This window comes from Pseudomonas sp. PDM14, from assembly GCF_014851905.1.
In the GTDB taxonomy this organism is placed as follows: Bacteria; Pseudomonadota; Gammaproteobacteria; order Pseudomonadales; family Pseudomonadaceae; genus Aquipseudomonas.
This window is the reverse complement of the sequence record NZ_JACVAQ010000002.1, coordinates 779227-795200: the sequence shown is the minus strand read 5'-3', so window position 1 is coordinate 795200 and position 15974 is coordinate 779227. Positions and strand designations below refer to the sequence as shown.

General features: G+C 61.2%; 12 protein-coding genes. 10 read left to right on the top strand and 2 right to left on the bottom strand.

Going from position 1 to position 15974, the window contains the following annotated elements:
• The first annotated feature begins 112 nt into the window (after positions 1-112).
• The 4 genes from IB229_RS16320 (at position 113) to IB229_RS16305 (ending at position 7277) form a co-directional block, all read left to right on the top strand.
• Positions 113-2068, top strand: a complete 1956-nt coding sequence (locus IB229_RS16320; protein ID WP_192330861.1) for a DUF1302 domain-containing protein — start codon at positions 113-115, stop codon at positions 2066-2068.
• 66 nt (positions 2069-2134) lie between these two features.
• Positions 2135-3505 (top strand): DUF1329 domain-containing protein, encoded by a 1371-nt coding sequence (locus tag IB229_RS16315; protein ID WP_192330860.1) that lies wholly within the window; start codon positions 2135-2137, stop codon positions 3503-3505.
• Between the two features lie 286 nt (positions 3506-3791).
• On the top strand, positions 3792-4871 hold the full coding sequence (locus tag IB229_RS16310; RefSeq protein WP_192330858.1) for a YCF48-related protein: 1080 nt from the start codon (positions 3792-3794) through the stop codon (positions 4869-4871).
• Between the two features lie 18 nt (positions 4872-4889).
• Positions 4890-7277, top strand: a complete 2388-nt coding sequence (locus IB229_RS16305; RefSeq protein ID WP_192330856.1) for an efflux RND transporter permease subunit — start codon at positions 4890-4892, stop codon at positions 7275-7277.
• 218 nt (positions 7278-7495) lie between these two features.
• Here the strand turns inward: IB229_RS16305 and IB229_RS16300 are convergent, their stop codons facing one another.
• The gene (locus IB229_RS16300) at positions 7496-9178 is read right to left on the bottom strand and encodes an electron transfer flavoprotein-ubiquinone oxidoreductase (protein WP_192330854.1); all 1683 of its coding nucleotides are present in this window, start codon (positions 9176-9178) and stop codon (positions 7496-7498) included.
• A 303-nt stretch (positions 9179-9481) separates the two neighbouring features.
• On the opposite strand from IB229_RS16300, the gene IB229_RS16295 reads away from it, so the two are divergent.
• Positions 9482-10231 carry an electron transfer flavoprotein subunit beta/FixA family protein gene (locus IB229_RS16295; protein ID WP_192330852.1) on the top strand — a complete coding sequence of 250 codons (750 nt, stop codon included), beginning with the start codon at positions 9482-9484 and terminating at the stop codon, positions 10229-10231.
• Positions 10232-11161 carry an electron transfer flavoprotein subunit alpha/FixB family protein gene (locus IB229_RS16290; RefSeq protein ID WP_192330850.1) on the top strand — a complete coding sequence of 310 codons (930 nt, stop codon included), beginning with the start codon at positions 10232-10234 and terminating at the stop codon, positions 11159-11161.
• Positions 11162-11223: 62 nt separating this feature from the next.
• Here the strand turns inward: IB229_RS16290 and IB229_RS16285 are convergent, their stop codons facing one another.
• Positions 11224-12153, bottom strand: coding sequence for an alpha/beta fold hydrolase (locus IB229_RS16285; protein ID WP_192330848.1), 930 nt, complete (start codon positions 12151-12153; stop codon positions 11224-11226).
• A gap of 116 nt (positions 12154-12269) precedes the next feature.
• Between IB229_RS16285 and IB229_RS16280 the strand changes: the two genes are divergently transcribed.
• The 4 genes from IB229_RS16280 to IB229_RS16265 all read left to right on the top strand — a co-directional run bounded on the left by IB229_RS16280 (position 12270) and on the right by IB229_RS16265 (position 15913).
• Positions 12270-13100, top strand: a complete 831-nt coding sequence (locus tag IB229_RS16280; RefSeq protein ID WP_192330846.1) for a substrate-binding periplasmic protein — start codon at positions 12270-12272, stop codon at positions 13098-13100.
• 15 nt (positions 13101-13115) lie between these two features.
• Entirely contained in the window at positions 13116-13463 is a 348-nt protein-coding gene (locus tag IB229_RS16275) for a DUF4398 domain-containing protein (protein WP_192331596.1), read from the top strand.
• Complete coding sequence (locus tag IB229_RS16270) at positions 13460-14263, top strand: OmpA family protein (RefSeq protein ID WP_192330844.1); 804 nt, start codon at positions 13460-13462, stop codon at positions 14261-14263. The genes IB229_RS16275 and IB229_RS16270 overlap by 4 nt, the downstream gene beginning before the upstream one ends.
• Before the next feature lie 207 nt (positions 14264-14470).
• On the top strand, positions 14471-15913 hold the full coding sequence (locus IB229_RS16265; RefSeq protein WP_192330842.1) for a PLP-dependent aminotransferase family protein: 1443 nt from the start codon (positions 14471-14473) through the stop codon (positions 15911-15913).
• Positions 15914-15974: the final 61 nt, after the last annotated feature.

Sequence of the window (15974 nt, the reverse complement as noted above, 5' to 3'; positions counted from 1 at the left end):
CGTTCAGGCCACGCATTTCTGGTATCGATCTTGTATTGGCTCCATCGGTTGCCTGCCTTGGGCGCGTCATCGAACGACGGCCCGACTCATAACAAGAACGATGGAGCTGTAGATGGACAATCCCTTGCGCACCTCTTCACTGAGCCTGGCGCCCGCGGCTGCGGGTTTCGCCCTGGCGGGACTGATGCCGCTGTTGCTGGCCGTGCCGGCCCAGGCGGCAGAGTTCAGTTTCCTCGACAACGAACTCAGCGGCTCGCTCGACACCACCGTCTCCTACGGCCAGCTCTGGCGCGTGCAGGGCCGCGACAAGAGCAACGACGACGTCAACACCAACGACGGTAACCGCAATTTCGACACTGGTCTGGTTTCCGAGGTGTACAAGGTCACCTCCGACCTGGAGGCCACCTACCAGAACTACGGAATGCTGGTGCGCGGTACGGCGTTCTACGACAGCCAGATCATGGACCGGCGTAACGACAACGACGACTACCGGCCGAGCCAGAGCTACCCGCGCGACAACAGCTTCACGTATGAAACCCGCCACAAGGCCGGTCGTGATGCGCAGATCCTCGATGCCTATGTCTATGGCAATTGGGACATTGCAGAGATGCCTGTTACTGCTCGTTTCGGTAAGCAGGTGTTCAACTGGGGGGAGGGGATTTTCTACCGTGGTGGTATCAACACCACCAACCCGGTCGACGCAGCCAAGTTCCGCCTCCCCGGCTCGGAGCTGAAAGAGGTTCTGGTCCCGGTCGAGGCGCTGAGCTTCAACCTGGGGCTGACCGACAGCCTATCGATGGAAGCCTTCTACCAGTTCAACTGGAAGGAAACGGTGATCGATCCGGTCGGGACCTACTTCTCCGAAACCGACCTGTTCGCCGATGGTGGCGATCAGGCCTACACCACCAGCACCGCGCTGATTCCTGCCTTTGCTGCATACAACGGCATTGCCAGTAGCGCCGCCCTGTCCGGTCTCACGGGGCTCGGCCGTGGTCCGAACGGTCGTAACAGCTTCATGGATGCGTCCACAGGCGTGTTCAAGGTGGCGAACATCGGCTCCGACCTGAACGCCAAGAACGATGGCCAATATGGCGTGGCGTTCCGCTATATTGCCGAAGAACTCAATTCGACCGAGTTCGGCTTCTACTTCGTCAACTACCACACCAAGGAACCGCAGATCGCTGTCGACTTCGGCGGGTATCAGGGCCTCAATATGACGAACCTGGTTGGGATCGTCGGTGGCAGCGCGGGGGCTATCGCAACCCTCGATGCCGCGAGCAACGCAATCGCACGTCGTGAGTACGTGGAAGACGTACGCATGTATGGCTTCAGCTTCAACACCACGGTTGGCGAGGCGTCAGTGTTCGGCGAGCTGTCGTACCGTCCGAACATGCCCATCGGTATCAGCGCTACCAACGACATCCTCGGTGATCTTCTGGGGCAGGGCGTAACCGGTCAGACCAACCTGTATGACGGTGCAGTCTCTGGCTCCCAGGCCTGTGCGCGTGTATCGGGCGGGCAGATGTGCCGTGGCAGCATCTTCCACAACTATGAGCGTGTAGAGGCGTTCAATACGTCTGTTGGCACCATCTACAATTTCGGCCCGTCCTTGGGTTTCGACTCGCTGATCGGTGTGGCCGAACTCGCCTCCGAGCACATTCGCGGCAGCAGCCTGAAGTACATCGGCCTCAATCCGCTGAACGGTGGTTTGCAGGAGCGTACGTACGCCGGGCGTGCGAACAACTCGTACATTTCCGGTTTTGGTCATGACGACCAGATTGACCGTGACTCCTACGGTTACACCGTGGTCCTTTCCGGCACTTGGAACGACGTTTATGCGGGTGTGAACCTGTCCCCGTTCGTCATCTACAAGGATGACTTCCAGGGCAATTCACACCAGACCGGCAACTTCATCGAAGACCGCAAGGCGTACACCGTCGGCCTGCGTGCCAACTACATGAATAGCCTGGAGGCCGAGCTGCAATACACCGAGTTCTACGGTGCAGGCCAGAACAACTCCGCTCGTGACCGCGATAACGTCGGTGTCAACGTCAAGTACTCGTTCTAAGGCCCCCTATAAAAGATACCGAGCGCCCATGGGCGCTCGGTCGATGACTTATCACGGAGAATCAAGATGCTGAAAAAGCACACGCTGATGGGGGCCGCGATTGCACTGGCGCTCTCTGCCGGTAGCGTAATGGCAGCCGTTTCGTCGCAAGAGGCGGCCAAACTGGGTGCCAGCCTGACGCCGTTCGGTGCCGAAAAGGCGGGCAACGCCGACGGCAGCATCCCGGCCTGGACCGGAGGCATTACCCGGGCACCGGCCGGGTACCAGGGCAACAGCTCGCACCACGTCGATCCGTTCCCGCAAGACAAGCCGCTGTTCACCATCACCAAGGCCAACCTGGAGCAGTACAAGGACAAGCTGAGCGCAGGGCAGATCGCCCTGTTCAACGCCTATCCCGATACCTTCAATATGCCGATCTACCCGACCCGCCGCTCTGGCTCGGCGCCGCAGTGGGTCTACGACAACAGCATCAAGAATGCCTCGACGGCCAAGCTGCTGGACGGCGGCAATGGGTTCGCTGATGCCTACGGCGGCATCCCGTTCCCGATTCCGCAGAGCGGCGTGGAAGCGCTGTGGAACCACATCGTGCGCTACCGCGGTTCGCACATCGTGCGGCGCTCCGCGGAGGTGGCGGTGCAGCGCAATGGCGCCTTCTCGCCGGTGGTCACCGAGCAGGAGGCGCTGTTCCGTTACTACGATCCCAAGGGCAGCTTCGCCGACCTGAACAACATCCTCTTCTATTACCTGTCGTTCACCAAGAGCCCGGCGCGTCTGGCCGGCAGTGCCGCGCTGGTGCACGAGACGCTGGATCAGGTCAAGGAGCAGCGCCAGGCCTGGGGCTACAGTGCCGGCCAACGCCGTGTTCGCCGCGCGCCGAACCTGGCGTACGACACGCCGATCTCCGCGTCCGAGGGCCTGCGCACTGCCGACGACACCGACATGTTCAACGGCGCACCGGATCGCTACGACTGGAAGCTGCTGGGCAAGAAGGAGCTGTACATCCCGTACAACAACTACAAGATCTCCAGCCCGCAGGTGAAGTACAAGGATGTCCTGCAGGTCGGCCACATCAATCCACAACTGACGCGCAACGAGCTGCACCGTGTGTGGGTGGTCGAGGGCACGCTCAAGCCGGGCGCGCGGCACATCTATTCCAAGCGCACCTTGTACCTCGACGAGGACAGCTGGCAGGCCGCCGTGGTCGACCAGTACGACGGTCGCAACGAGCTGTGGCGCGTCTCCGTCGCCTACCTGAAGAACTACTACGACCTGCCCACCACCTGGTCGGCGATGGAGGTGTTCCACGACCTGCAGGGCCGCCGTTACCACGTGCAGAACCTCGACAGCGAGGAGCCGACCACGGTCGATTTCAGTCAGCCGATTCCGGCGGACAGCGCCTTCACCCCAGCGGCCTTGCGCCGACGCGGGACGCGCTGAGTCGTACAGGTCATCGAAGCCGCCCTCAAGGGCGGCTTCGTATATCTGGGGAAGGGTGGAAGAGCCGGCGATTCGTTCACTCGGAAGAATGGCTTTGCACGATTTGCCGACGCACGCCGTAAAAAGCTTGCTACAGTCGCAAGGCCCGAGCTTGTGCGGCTGCTGGCAATCGAGCGCTTAACAAAACATAACGTCGCGCCGATTGTCAGGATTTTCCAAAGCTGTATAGCATGGGCGGTCTGCCATAAGGCATGCACCCACTTATAAGAATAAAGGGGGAAGTTTTATGCGTGAGCCCGTCATGCGGCGCACCCGCTTCGGTAGCCTGGACTCCGTTCCGCTGTCGACCCAACTCAAATCGCCGCTGGCGAAAGCGCTGTCATTGCTCAGCGTGGTCTCCGTCCTGGTTCTGGCTGCTCCCGTGCACGCTGTCGCCGCCGACGCTCCGGCCGTCTTCTCCATCGAATCCTCGAAAGCCGCTCACAGCCTGCTGCTCGACGTTGCCCATGCCGGCAAGCGTCTGGTCGCTGTGGGTGATCGTGGCCACATCCTGTTTTCCGACGACGCCGGTCGCAACTGGGTGCAGGCCCGCGTGCCGACCCGGCAGTTGCTCACCGGTGTGTTCTTCATCGACGACAAGAAAGGCTGGGCGGTCGGTCACGACGCGCAGATCCTGGCGACCGTCGACGGCGGCGCCAACTGGACGCTGCAACATGAAGACCTCGGGCGCGAAGCGCCGCTGCTGGACATCTGGTTCCAGGACGCCAACCACGGCATCGCCGTCGGTGCCTATGGCGCACTGCTGGAAACCACCGATGGCGGGCAGACCTGGAATGACGTCAGCGACCGCATCAGCAACGAAGACGGCTACCACCTGAACGGCATCACCGCCGTCAAGGATGCCGGCCTGCTGGTCGTGGGCGAGATGGGCAGCGTCTTCCGCTCCGCCGACTGGGGCCAGACTTGGGAAAGCCTGAAAAGCCCCTATGAAGGCTCGCTGTTCGGTGCACAAGGTACCGCCAGCGCCAACACCGTGCTGGTCTACGGCCTGCGTGGCAACCTGCTGCGCTCGACCGACTTCGGCAAGACCTGGCAGACCCAGCAGCTGCTCTCCGAGCGCGGCCCGCTGCGCTTCGGCCTGGCCGGTGGCACCCTGCTCAAGGACGGTACCGTGGTCATCGTCGGTCACGGCGGCAGCGTGCTGCGCAGCAACGACTCCGGCCGTACGTTCTCCGTGTTCAATCGTCCTGACCGCGCCTCGCTGGCAAGCGTCACCGACGATGCGGCGGGCAAGCTGATCCTGGTAGGCCAGGGCGGCGTGCATGTTGCAGAAGGGAATGGCGCCGAACCGGGCCAAAAACAATAAGCCGGGCTTTTTTAGGGTATGAGTACGATGAGTAGCCATCACCAAGACAAGGCGACCTTTCTTGAGCGCCTGATTTTCAACAACCGGCCGGTAGTGATCACTCTCTGCGCGCTGGTGACGATCTTCCTGCTGTGGCAGGCCTCGATGATTCGTCCCTCGACCAGTTTCGAGAAGATGATTCCGCTCGACCATCCATTCATCCAGAAGATGATGGAGCACCGCAACGACCTGTCCAACCTCGGCAATACCGTGCGTATTTCCGTGGAAGCCAAGGACGGGGACATCTTCACCCAGGAATACATGGAGACGCTCAAGCAGGTCCATGACGAAGCGTTCTACATCCCGGGTGTCGACCGTTCCGGCCTGAAGTCGCTGTGGAGCCCGAGCGTACGCTGGACCGAAGTGACCGAAGAGGGCTTCGACGGTGGTGAGGTGATTCCGCAGACCTACGACGGTTCCGCGGAGAGCCTCGACGAGCTGCGCAACAACGTGCTCAAGTCCGGCCAGGTCGGCCGTCTGGTCGCCAACAACTTCAAGTCGAGCATCGTCGACGTGCCGTTGCTGGAGTCCTACCCGAACCCGGAAAACCAGAGCGAGCTGCTCAAGCTGGACTACCGCCAGTTCTCCCACGAGCTGGAAGAGAAGATCCGCGACAAGTTCCAGGCGCAGAACCCGAATGTGAAGATTCACATCGTCGGTTTCGCCAAGAAGGTCGGTGACCTGATCGACGGCCTGATCATGGTGGTGGCGTTCTTCGGTATCGCCTTCCTGATCACCCTGGTCCTGCTGTACTGGTTCAGCTGGTGTATCCGCAGCACCATTTCGGTCCTCTCGACGACGCTGATCGCGGTGGTCTGGCAACTCGGCCTGATGCACCTGGTCGGCTTCGGTCTCGACCCGTACTCGATGCTGGTGCCGTTCCTGATCTTCGCCATCGGTATTTCCCACGGCGTGCAGAAGATCAACGGTATCGCCCTGCAGTCGAGCGACGCCGACAACGCCCTGACCGCCGCCCGCCGTACCTTCCGCCAGCTGTTCCTGCCGGGCATGATCGCCATCCTGGTGGACGCCGTCGGCTTCATCACCCTACTGGTGATCGACATCGGCGTGATCCGCGAGCTGGCCATCGGTGCGTCCATCGGTGTCGGCGTGATCGTGTTCACCAACCTGATCCTGCTGCCGGTGGCGATTTCCTACATCGGTATCAGCAGCAAGGCGGTCGAGCGCAGCAAGAAGGACGCGGTGCGTGACCACCCGTTCTGGCGTCTGCTGTCGAATTTCGCTCACCCGGTAGTGGCGCCGATCTCGGTGGTCATCGCCCTGGCAGCCGGCGTCGGTGGCTTCATCTACCAGAAGCAGAACCTGCAGATCGGTGACCTCGACCAGGGTGCCCCGGAGCTGCGCGCCGACTCGCGCTACAACAACGACAACAACTTCATCATCAACAACTACTCGACCAGCTCCGACGTGCTGGTGGTGATGGTGAAGACGCCGAACGAAGGCTGTTCGACGTACGACACGCTGGCGCCGATGGACGAGCTGATGTGGCGCCTGGACAACACCGAAGGCGTGCAGTCCGCACTGTCGATGGTCAGTGTGTCCAAGCAGGTGATCAAGGGCATGAACGAGGGCAACCTGAAATGGGAAACCCTGTCGCGCAACCCTGACGTGCTGAACAGTTCCATCGCCCGCGCCGATGGCCTGTACAACGCCGACTGCTCGCTGGCACCGGTACTGGTGTTCCTCAACGACCACAAGGCGGCCACGCTCAAGCGCGCCGTTTCCGTGGTCGACGAGTTCGCCAAGGAGCACAACAAGGATGGTCTGGAGTTCCTCCTGGCCGCCGGTAACGCCGGTATCGAAGCGGCGACCAACGAGGTCATCGCCAAGTCCGAGCTGATCATCCTGGTGCTGGTGTACATCTGTGTGGCGGTGATGTGTCTGATCACCTTCCGCTCCTTCGGCGCCATGCTGTGCATCATCCTGCCGCTGATCCTGACCTCGATCTTGGGCAACTCGCTGATGGCGGCCCTGGGTATCGGCGTCAAGGTGGCGACCCTGCCGGTGATCGCGCTGGGTGTGGGTATCGGTGTCGACTACGGCATCTATATCTACAGTCGCCTGGAAAGTTTCCTGCGTGCCGGCATGCCGCTGCAGGAAGCCTACTACCAGACGCTGAAATCCACCGGTAAGGCCGTTCTGTTCACCGGCCTGTGCCTGGCGATCGGCGTGGCGACCTGGATCTTCTCGGCGATCAAGTTCCAGGCCGACATGGGGCTGATGCTGACCTTCATGCTCCTGTGGAACATGTTCGGTGCGCTGTGGCTGTTGCCGGCACTGGCTCGCTTCCTGATCAAGCCGGAGAAACTGGCTGGCAAGCAGGGCGGTTCGCTGTTCGCTCACTGATCCGGTAGGCATGTGAAAAAGGGCTCCTTCGGGAGCCCTTTTTTATTGCCGGCTCAACGTGCCGTTGGATGTTTCAGCGTAGAGCTTGGCGGTGGGTTTTCTTCCGACCTGCTCGTATGCGATGTGTGGTCGGGGGGGGGAAGGCGGAAGCCCCTTGGCGCGGGAATGACAGAAACGAAAAAGCCGCCTTGCGGCGGCTTTTCGATACAGCGGGCGAATTACATGTTGGGGTAGTTCGGGCCGCCGGTGCCTTCAGGAGCCACCCAGGTGATGTTCTGGGCCGGGTCCTTGATGTCACAGGTCTTGCAGTGCACGCAGTTCTGCGCGTTGATCTGGAAGCGCTTGCTGCCGTCTTCATTGCTGACGACTTCATACACGCCTGCCGGGCAGTAGCGCTGCGCCGGTTCGTCATACAGCGGCAGGTTCTGCTCGATCGGAATGTTCGGATCGGTCAGTTTCAGGTGGCACGGTTGTTCCTCTTCATGGTTGGTGTTGGAGAGGAATACCGAGGACAGTTTGTCGAAGCTCAGCTTGCCGTCCGGTTTCGGGTAGGCAATCTTGGTCGACTCAGCGGCTTTCTTCAGGCAGGCATGGTCCGGCTTGGTGTCATGCAGGGTGAAGGGGATCTTGCCGCCGAAGATGTTCTGGTCCAGCCAGTTCAGGCCGCCACCGAAAACCGGGCCGAACTTGTGCAGCGCCGGGCCGAAGTTACGGCTGCGGAACAGCTCGTCGTACAGCCAGCTGGCCTTGAAGCCATCAACGTAGCCATTGAGCAGATCACCGCCCTGGCCATCGGCCAGCAGTGCGTCAGCGACCGCTTCGGCGGCGAGCATGCCGGACTTCATGGCGGTGTGGCTGCCCTTGATTTTGGCGAAGTTCAGGGTACCCAGGTCGCAGCCGATCAGCGCGCCGCCCGGGAAGACCATCTTCGGCAGCGAGTTCAGGCCGCCTTTGCAGATGGCGCGAGCACCGTAGGAAACGCGCTTGCCGCCTTCCAGGTACTGCGCCACGACCGGGTGGTGCTTGTAGCGCTGGAACTCGTCGAATGGCGAGAGGAACGGGTTGCTGTAGGACAGGTCGACGATCAGGCCGACGACCACCTGGTTGTTTTCCAGGTGATAAAGGAAGGAGCCACCGGTGTTGCCGGTGCCAATCACGTCCAGCGGCCAGCCGGCGGTGTGTACCACCAGGCCTTGCTCGTGCTTGGCCGGGTCGATGTCCCAGATTTCCTTGATGCCGATGCCATAGTGCTGGGCGTCGGCTTCGGAAGCCAGGTCATACTTGCTGATCAGTTGTTTGCCGAGGTGACCGCGGCAGCCTTCGGCGAACAGCGTGTACTTGCCACGCAGCTCCATGCCGGGGGTGTAGTAGCCTTCTTTCGGGTGACCTTCGCGGTCCACACCCAGGTCGCCGGTGATGATGCCGCGCACCACGCCGTTCTCGTCGATCAGTGCTTCCTGGGCGGAGAAGCCCGGGTAGATCTCGACACCGAGGTTCTCGGCCTGCTGGGCCAGCCAGCGGCACAGATTGCCTAGGGAGATGATGTAGTTGCCTTCGTTGTGCATGGTTTTCGGCACAAACAGGTCCGGCACCTTGATCGCGGATTCGGCGTTTCTCAACATATAGATGTCGTCACGCTTGACCGGGGTATTCAGCGGGGCGCCGAGTTCTTTCCAGTCGGGGAACAGCTCGTTCAGCGCACGCGGCTCGAACACTGCACCGGAAAGAATGTGGGCACCGACCTCGGAGCCTTTCTCGACCACGCAGACGCTGATCTCTTTGCCGGCGTCGGCGGCTTTCTGCTTGAGTCGGCAGGCGGCAGACAGACCGGAAGGGCCCGCACCAACGATGACGACGTCGAATTCCATAAATTCGCGTTCCACAGAGAATCTCCTGCTCAAGGCTCTTCGGTGTATTGTGATTACTTGGCTAGGCTTTCTCTGGCCTGCGCGCGGGCATTATATCCACACGTCCGTCCCGGTCCAATACAAACGTTTGTTTGAATTTTGTCAAAGCCCTGTAGCGCAAGGCTTGGCGACGAATGGAATGGGATTTTTTCGTATTGACCAGAATAGGTGTTCCGGTCAAGATACGGGCGGTTTTGCGTTCGCCGTACGGGCTGACCGTCGGTTCCGGCCGACCTGCATCACCTGCCAGGCTCGCCTTGGCGACATCCTTATTCACCGGAGAGTAACGAGGAATCCATGAAGGTTCTTGTAGCTGTCAAACGAGTGGTCGACTACAACGTCAAGGTTCGCGTCAAAGCGGACAGCTCCGGCGTCGACCTCGCCAACGTCAAGATGTCGATGAACCCCTTCTGCGAAATCGCCGTGGAAGAAGCCGTGCGCCTGAAGGAAAAAGGCGTTGCGACTGAAATCGTCGTCGTCACCATCGGCCCTGCCACTGCCCAAGAGCAACTGCGTACTGCGCTGGCGCTGGGTGCTGACCGCGCCATTCTGGTCGAGTCCGCCGACGAGCTGAACTCTCTGGCGGTAGCCAAGCTGCTGAAAGCCGTTGTCGACAAAGAGCAGCCGCAGCTGGTCATCCTCGGCAAGCAAGCGATCGACAGCGACAACAACCAGACTGGCCAGATGCTGGGCGCACTGACCGGTTTCGGTCAGGGTACTTTCGCGTCGAAAGTCGAACTGGCTGGTGACAAGGTCAACGTCACTCGCGAAATCGATGGTGGTCTACAGACCGTTGCGCTGAGCCTGCCGGCTATCGTGACCACCGACCTGCGCCTCAACGAGCCGCGCTACGCGTCGCTGCCGAACATCATGAAGGCCAAGAAAAAGCCGCTGGAGACCGTTACTCCGGACGCGCTGGGCGTTTCCACCGCCTCCACCGTCAAGACCCTGAAAGTCGAAGCGCCGGCTGCTCGCAGCGCAGGTATCAAGGTCAAGTCCGTGGCTGAACTGGTCGAGAAACTGAAGAACGAGGCGAAGGTAATCTAAATGACTATCCTGGTTATCGCTGAACACACTAACGCCGCTTTGGCGCCTGCCACCCTGAACACCGTTGCTGCTGCTCAGAAGATTGGCGGCGACATCCACGTGCTGGTTGCTGGCGCCAATGCCGGTGCCGCTGCTGACGCTGCTGCCAAGATCGCTGGCGTGGCCAAGGTCCTGGTAGCCGACAATGCTGCCTACGCCAATCAGCTGCCGGAGAACGTTGCGCCGCTGGTTGCCGAACTGGGCAAGGGCTACAGCCACGTGCTGGCCGCTGCGACCAGCAATGGTAAGAACATCCTGCCGCGCGTCGCCGCTCTGCTGGACGTCGACCAGATCTCCGAGATCGTCGCCGTTGAAAGCGCCGACACCTTCAAGCGTCCGATCTATGCCGGTAACGCCATCGCTACCGTGCAGTCCTCGGCTGCCGTGAAGGTCATCACCGTGCGTAGCACCGGTTTCGATCCGGTTGCCGCTGAAGGCGGTTCCGCTGCCGTTGAAGCGGTGAGCGGTTCGGCTGACGCCGGCAAGTCCTCCTTCGTCGGTGAAGAGCTGGCCAAGTCCGATCGTCCCGAGCTGACCGCTGCCAAGATCGTCGTTTCCGGCGGCCGTGGCATGCAGAACGGTGACAACTTCAAGCACCTGTACGCGCTGGCCGACAAGCTGGGCGCTGCTGTTGGTGCCTCGCGTGCCGCTGTCGACGCCGGTTTCGTACCGAACGACATGCAGGTTGGCCAGACCGGCAAGATCGTTGCTCCGCAGCTGTATATCGCGGTCGGCATCTCCGGTGCCATCCAGCACCTGGCGGGCATGAAAGACTCCAAAGTGATCGTTGCGATCAACAAGGACGAAGAAGCCCCGATCTTCCAGGTGGCTGACTACGGCCTGGTGGCTGACCTGTTCGAAGCTGTACCGGAGCTGGAAAAACTGGTCTGATCGACCGGTTATCCGCACCAAAAAAAACCCGCTCATCGAGCGGGTTTTTTTATGCCTGTCTATCAGCTGGGGTTGGCGTCGAGGAACGCCTGATAATGCCGCGCGGTTTCTTCTGGGCGTTCGATCATCGGCGCATGGCCACAGTCCTTCATGATCACCACGCTGGGCTTCTTCAGCAGCGGCTTCATTACCTCGATACTGGAGACATCCAGCACGCGATCCTGCTCGCCCCAGAGCAGCAACGTGGGTGCCTGGATCTTTGGCAGCTCGGGCTCCAGCGGAACGTAGCGGTCGCGCAGCTGGGTGAAGATGGTGTCGTAGTGGGCGCTGTTGGCCATGGACTGTTCGGCGAAATGCCGCTTCAGTGATTCGGGCAGGGAGGGCGGGTTGACGAAGACGAAGTCCATGACCGCCTGGAAGTCCTCCGGTTTTCTCACCACCAGCGGATTGGCTTCGCCGTTCTCGATGCGGCGGAACATCTCGCTCTTCTGCGTCGAGGTGACGCCGGCGTTGTCCAGCAGGGCGACACTGAGGACCTGGTCGGGATAACGTGCGGCGTAGAGTGCGGCGATATGACCGCCCATGGAGTTGCCGACAAGGTGTATTTTTTTCAGGCCGAGGGCGCGGGTGAAGGCTTGCACTCGCGCGGTTTGTGCGCCAACGTCATAACTGACCTCTGGCTTGTCGCTTTCACCGAAGCCAGGCAGGTCAAGGGCGACGACGTGATAACGATCCGTGAAGGGGCGAGCGAAATACAGCCAGTTATCACGGTTGGCGCCGAAGCCGTGGATCATGAGGATGGTTTCGGCATCGGCGGGGCCGCCCTCGTAGTACTGAATGGAAATCCCGTCGACCGTGATCTGCTGATCGCTCACGCCGGCGACCTGGCGTTCGATGAAACGAACCGTGCTGATCAGCGCATTGGGTGAGAAGTACAAGGTGCCGATTACAGCGGCCAGCAGCACGCCAAAGCCGAGGAGAAACTTCTTCATGGCGAATCCTTATCGCTAATAATTATTTAGAGTAATTTTTAAGCTACGATTAACCCGATTTCCGGGTTGTCAGATATGACCTATGCCCACTCGAACTTCAAGTCGGGATACCGCCCATGCGCGTTCAGCTGTTTTCCACGTCGTCACTGTTGCTGCTGGTGTTGGTCCTGATGCCGTTTTCGGCCCAGGCAGCGAGCAAGTGTGAACGCCTGGTGGCGACCGGCAATCCGGAATACCCGCCCTACCTGTGGCGTGATCCGCAGAATCCGCAGCAACTGATTGGCGCCAATGCCGACCTGCTCAAGCGCATCGGTGAAGACATCGGGGTCAAGATCGAGGTGATCTACACCGGCCCCTGGTCGCGGGCGCAGGACGAGGTGCGCACCGGGCGCGTCGACCTGGTCGCAGGAGCATTTCTGACGCTGAGCCGCCTGGACAGCATGGATTACGTGCACCCGGCCGTTTACCTGACGCCGAGCGTGGTCTGGGTGCGCAAGGGGCAGGCGTTCACCTACAACGGCTGGGATGACCTGCGTGGGCATACCGGTGGCACCCTGGTGAACAACAGCTTCGGCCAGCAGTTCGATGCCTTTGCCAAGGCCAATCTGAGCCTGGAAAGCGTGCCTGCCGTGACCCAGGCATTCCAGAAACTGCTCCTTGGGCGTACCGACTACGTCCTGTACGAGCGCTACCCGGGTTTGGCGGTGGTCGACACCCTGGGCCTGATGGATGACCTGGAAGCACTCGAACCGCCGATTTCCAGCGAAGGTCTGTATCTGGCGGTGTCGCACAACTCCGCCTGCAATGAGCCCTGGCTGCGCGGACAGCTCGCGAAAAAAATGACAGAATTGACCGCTTCCGGGCTGCCGGACTCCCTCCTGCAGCGCGACCTGCTGCGTTGGAAAGAGCAGCAGTTGCAACCCGTCAGTGTCCCGCCGAGTGAGTAGGAAATTTCAGTGAAGATGCGAATCCCCTGCGCCGTTCTGGTCGCGCTGGCATTGGCCGGCTGTGCCAATGACCCGGCACCGACCGAGCAAATGCGCCTGACCACCCAGGCCGTGGCCCAAGCCAAGGCCGTGGGTGCCGACGAGCAGATTGCGGAAATGCAGCTGGCCGAAGCCAAGTTGGCGCGTGCGGAAAAGAACATGGGCGAGGAAGACTTCAAGCGAGCGCGCATATTCGCCGAGCAAGCCGAGCTCGATGCGCGGCTGGCCGAAGCCAAGGTGCTGACGCTGAAAAGTCAGAAGCAATTGGAAGAACTGAACACGCGGATCACGCGTTTGCGCAAGCAACTGGGGGATCTGCAGTGAGCCTGTACACATACCTTGGCGCCACCGCCTTGCTGCTGGTGCTTGGCGGTTGTGCCAGCCAGGAGAGCGAGCAGATCCTCGCGGACAGCGAAGCGCAGTTCCAGAAAGTGAAGGAAAACCCCGACGTGCTGCGCAGTGCGCCGAAGGATGTGATTCGCGCGGGCGAGTCGCTCGCCCGGGCGCAGCGGTTGTCCAGTTACTGGGGCAGTAGCGACGACGTCGCGCATTTCGCCTACCTTAGCCAGCGGTACAGCGAGATCGCCGCCCAGCACAGTGAACTGAAGCTAAATCAGGAACGCGCAGCGCGCCTGGATCTGGAGCGTGAGCGGCTGCAGCTGGCCCTGCGCGAAGCCAAGCTGCTCAGCGTTCAGCAGCAAGGAAAGTGGCTGGAGGAGCAGATGGTCAGCCTGGCGGCGGCAGAAACCGATCGCGGCCTGGTGATGACCCTCGGTGATGTGTTGTTCGACGCTGGTCGTGCCGAGCTGAAAACCTCGGCCAATCGCACCGTGCTCAAGCTCGTGCAGTTCCTGCAGATCAACCCGCGGCGCGTGGTGCGCATCGAGGGCTACAGCGATGGCCGCGGTGATGCCAAGGAGAATCTCGACCTGTCACGCGCCCGTGCGCAGACCGTAGCCGACGTACTGATCGACCTGGGCATCGACCCCAAGCGCATCACCGTGGAAGGGCATGGCGAAGCGTTCCCGGTGGCTGATAACGCTTCCAGCCGTGGTCGGGCGAAGAACCGGCGGGTGGAGATCGTCTTCTCGGATGAACAGGGCAAGCTGGGCGCTGACCGCTGACCGATACAGTTCAAGGGAGCCCCGGTTACCGCACGGTACCGGGGCTTTTTTTGCACTGAAGAAGCAGGATGACCGAGTAATACCAGAACAATTTCGCTTATTCAGTGTTGATGTATAACTGTACTGTAGCCACCTGTGCGAACTGTATGGGTGCAATTTTCAATAACTCGGCTACTGTTCTGGTGGGATCGCCAAGGACTGTACGCCATGACCAATCTGCTGCTCTATCAACGCATCGCTCAGCAACTCGCTGAAGACATCCGCCGTGGCGTCTACCAGCCCGGTGAGCGCGTGCCGTCGGTGCGCAAGATGAGCTCGCAGCTCAATGTCAGCCACGCGACCGTCCTGCAGGCCTATGCCAATCTGGAAGACCAGGGTCTGATCCGCGCGCGCCCGCAGTCGGGCTTCTATGTGCACCAGACTGCCGCGCTGACGGCATCGACGCCAGACATTGCGCGTGTCGAGCGCCCTGGCCTGGTCACCCGCAGCAGCATCATCAACCAGGTGCTCACCGACTCGCGCCAGGAAGGCGTGTTCCCGCTGGGCGCCGCGGTGCCGCATGTGGACTACTTGCCCGTGCGCGCCTTGCATCAGCAACTGGCCAAGGTCACCCGTTTCCACAGCCCGCGCGCATTCAGCTACATGTTCAGCCCCGGCTTCGAGCCGTTGCGCCGGCAGGTTGCGATCCGCATGCGCGATGCCGGTGTGGTGGTCGACCCCTCGGAAGTGGTGATCACCCACGGCTGTGTGGACGCGATCCACATGGCGTTGCGGGTGATGACCAAGCCCGGTGATCTGATCGCCACCGAATCGCCGACCTACTACGGCTTGCTGCAACTGGCCGAGCTGCTGGGTCTCAAGGTCATCGAGATTCCCTGCGATCCGTCTACCGGGATGAGTGTCGAAGCGCTGCAGCTGGCGGCCAACCAGTGGCCGATCAAGGCGCTGGTACTGACGTCGCGCCTGAGCAACCCCATGGGCGGCAGCATTCCCGAGGAGCGCCAGAAGCAGTTGCTCAAGCTGACCGCGGACTACGGCATCCAGGTCATCGAGGACGATATCTACGGCGAGCTGCTGTTCGAGCCAGGCCGGATCAAGGCGCTCAAGGCCTACGACCACGACGACCAGGTGGTGTATTGCTCGAGCTTCTCGAAAACCATTTCGCCGGGTGTGCGCATTGGCTGGATCATCGCCGGGCGGCACCAGGAGGAAGTGGTGCGCCTGCAGACGTTCAGCACCCACTCGGCCTGCAGCGTCACGCAGATGGGGGTGGCGGCCTACTTGGAGAACGGCGGCTACGACCGCCAGCTGCGCACCATTCGCCAGGAGTACCGCAAGAACATGACCGCCTACCAGTTGGCGGTGCAGCAGCACTTTCCGGAAGGCACGCAGATGACCCGGCCCAATGGCGGCTTCATCCTCTGGGTCAGCCTGCCGGGGCGGATCAGCGTCAAGGACCTGCATACCCGCGCGTTGCAGCAGGGCATCAGCATCGCGCCGGGACTGATCTTCAGCAACACCGAGCAGTTCAACCACTGCCTGCGCCTGACCTGCGGCATCCCGTGGAACCGCGAGGCCGAGCGGGCGATCATGACCCTCGGCATGCTCGCCGGGCAGCTCTGCCAGGAGGCGGCCAACCCGCCTGCTTGAGCCATGGCCCTGGAGCCGGCGGATTTTTCACGCCGGCTTAACCCGGATCGGACGGCGGCCC